The 2,522-nt window shown below is 68.8% G+C and carries 2 protein-coding genes and 1 pseudogene; 2 read left to right on the forward strand and 1 reads right to left on the reverse strand.

Features of this window, described 5'->3' with window-relative positions:
- Window positions 1–278 precede the first annotated feature (278 nt).
- Window positions 279–1,682 (forward strand): FAD-dependent oxidoreductase, encoded by a 1,404-nt coding sequence (locus tag R1101_RS0121025; protein WP_016935238.1) that lies wholly within the window; start codon window positions 279–281, stop codon window positions 1,680–1,682.
- A gap of 51 nt (window positions 1,683–1,733) precedes the next feature.
- The gene (locus R1101_RS0121030; RefSeq protein WP_016935239.1) at window positions 1,734–2,129 is read left to right on the forward strand and encodes a tautomerase family protein; all 396 of its coding nucleotides are present in this window, start codon (window positions 1,734–1,736) and stop codon (window positions 2,127–2,129) included.
- Between the two features lie 9 nt (window positions 2,130–2,138).
- Here R1101_RS0121030 and R1101_RS27955 read toward each other — a convergent pair.
- Window positions 2,139–2,522 (reverse strand): annotated as a pseudogene (locus R1101_RS27955) (beta-mannosidase); the annotation flags it as partial.

Genomic DNA, 2,522 nt, shown 5'->3' on the forward strand with positions numbered 1-2,522 from the left:
CACCACGGGCGATCCGCCGCGCACGAATCCCACGTGCGCGATGCGGGCCTCGTCGAGAAGGCGGTGCAGGACGGCGGGATCATCGGTGCCGCGTTCGGGTTTGCGCCTCAGACGTGTGCGGTCGTTCATGGCTCCGATCGAAGCAGCGCCGCCGCGGCCGGGCAACCGGATTCCGAATCGAGTAGTGCGCTACTCGCGACCGTCGACGATCGCCGCCGCAGACTTCGTGTACAGGCACGTAGGTGCGCGACAGTCGACCGGCCGACGGAGATGACGAGATGAACAAGATCGGTGACCATGCAATCGTTCTGGGCGCGAGCGTCGGCGGTCTGCTCGCGGCCCGTGCACTGGCCGGCTCGTACCGCGCGGTGACGGTCGTCGAACGCGACGTCCTCCCGACCGGTGCGGAGAACCGCCACGGGGTACCGCAGGGGCGGCACGGACACGGGCTTCTCGCCCGCGGCGCCCGGTCCATGGACGAGTTGTTCCCGGGCATCCTCGACGAACTGATCGCCGACGGCGCACCGGTGATCGCCGACGGCGACCTGTCGGAGATGCACTTCGTCCTCGGTGGCCACCGGCTGGCGCCGTCGGGTCGCTTCCGCGACCACCGAGCCACCTACGTGCCGAGCAGGCCGCTGCTCGAACATCATGTCCGGCGGCGCGTGCGCGCCATCCCGAACATCACTCTCCTCGACGGGCACAACGTCGGCGACCTGACGACGACACCCGACCGCCGCCGGATCACCGGAGTGCAGGTGGGCAGCCGCGAGGGTGTTCGGAGCCTGACGGCGGATCTGGTGGTCGACGCGATGGGGCGCGGAGCCCGCACCCCGGCGGGTCTCGAGAAACTCGGTTACGGGCGACCGGTCGAGGAGCATGTCGTCGTCCACGTCGTGTATCGCAGCCAGCTGTTGCGACTCGCGCCGGGCACACCGATGGAGAAGATGGTGTTGATCGGCGCCGTGCCGGGTCGCCCCGCGGGCATGGCGCTGTTCGGCTACGAGCACGACACGTGGCTGTTCACGGTCGCCGCCATGGCTGGTCGTGAACCGCCACCGCGCCTGGACGGCATGATCTCCGCCGTGGAGGCGTACGCGCCCGAGCATGTCGTGGCCGCGCTCCGTACCGCCGAACCCCTCGGTGAGTTGGCACAGCACAAGTTCCCGTCCAGCCAATGGCGACACTATGAGCGGATGCGCCGTTTCCCGGCTGGACTGCTGGTCTTCGGCGATGCGATCTGCAGCTTCAATCCGGTCTATGGTCAGGGCATGACGGTCGCCGCCGTCGAAGCGATGTCGCTGCGGGACTGCCTGCGGCGCGGTGAGGACGACCTGTCCCGCAGATTCTTCCGGGCCGCGAGGAAACCGATCGGCGCCGCGTGGCAGCTCGCGGTCGGCGCGGATCTGGCGCTGCCCGAGGTCGAAGGCCCACGCAGCGTGCAGACCCGACTCGGCAACGCGTATGTGGCGCGTGTCCTGGCCGCTGCCGAGAACGATCCCGTGGTCGTCGACCGTTTCCTGCGGGTCAGCAGCCTGATGGATCCGCCGAGCTGTCTGTTCCACCCTGCGCTCGTGGGACGGGTGTGCGTGGGTAACCTCCGGCGCCACCGGAGAACCGACGACGCGAACTCGGCGGTCCCCGGCGAGAAGCGGAGGAATTTCTCGGCCGTCCGCCGATGAATTCCGCCTCCGTCCATTGCGCAGCGGTCCTCCGACCGGTAGAAGTGTCGGATGCCCAGCACCGTCATCGAGGTTCGCACCCGCCACGACCGCGAGGTCGAGACCGGCATCATCGACGCCGTCCACGACGCGCTCGTCGCCGCCTTCCGGATCCCGGAGGTCGACAAGCACGTCCGGCTTGTGGTGCACGAACCTGAACGCTTCGCGGTGCCGCCGACCCTGACCTCTCCCGAGCTCTACACCTTGGTGATCGTCGACTGCTTTGCCGGACGCAGCGTGGACGCCAAGCGGCGCCTCTACCGTGAGATCACCGAGCGGCTCGACGCATTCGCGATCCCCGCCGACCACGTGACCGTGATCGCGCGCGACATCCCGACCGAGAGCTGGGGGATCCGCGCCGGACAGGCCGCCTGCGATGTGGACCTCGGCTTCACCGTCGACGTGTGAGGACTCCTCTTATCGAGAGAACTGCGCGTTGGGGAGGGTGGAGGGTTCGAGGGACCCGAGATCCTCGACCACATCCCACAGCGGGTCGTCGAATCCGATGTCGTAGGTGCAGTCGCCTTCCCTCGGGTCGGGCACGAACGCCCACAGCAGTGCACCCGCGGTGCCGGCGGCGCGTTGGCCCTCGATCTTCGTGGTGATGTGGTCGGCGCGGTCACCGAGCGCCCCGCAGGACCCAGCGAGTTCGCCGATCTCCGCCACGAGCAACGGCTTTCCGACGGCTGCGGCCTGTGCGACCCGCCGGGCGAGGCCGTTCCACTGATCGCCGGGCAACGGCACGGCGTCGGCACCGTAGTCGTGGTACTGCACGGCATCGACATAGGGGGAGGCGCTGAC

This window comes from Rhodococcus sp. R1101 (assembly GCF_000278445.1).
Classification (GTDB): Bacteria; Actinomycetota; Actinomycetes; order Mycobacteriales; family Mycobacteriaceae; genus Rhodococcus; species Rhodococcus gordoniae.

Coding starts and splice junctions, on each gene's coding strand:
- R1101_RS0121025 (WP_016935238.1), top strand. CDS start 279: ATGAACAAGATCGGTGACCATGCAATCGTTCTGGGCGCGAGCGTCGGC.
- R1101_RS0121030 (WP_016935239.1), top strand. CDS start 1,734: ATGCCCAGCACCGTCATCGAGGTTCGCACCCGCCACGACCGCGAGGTC.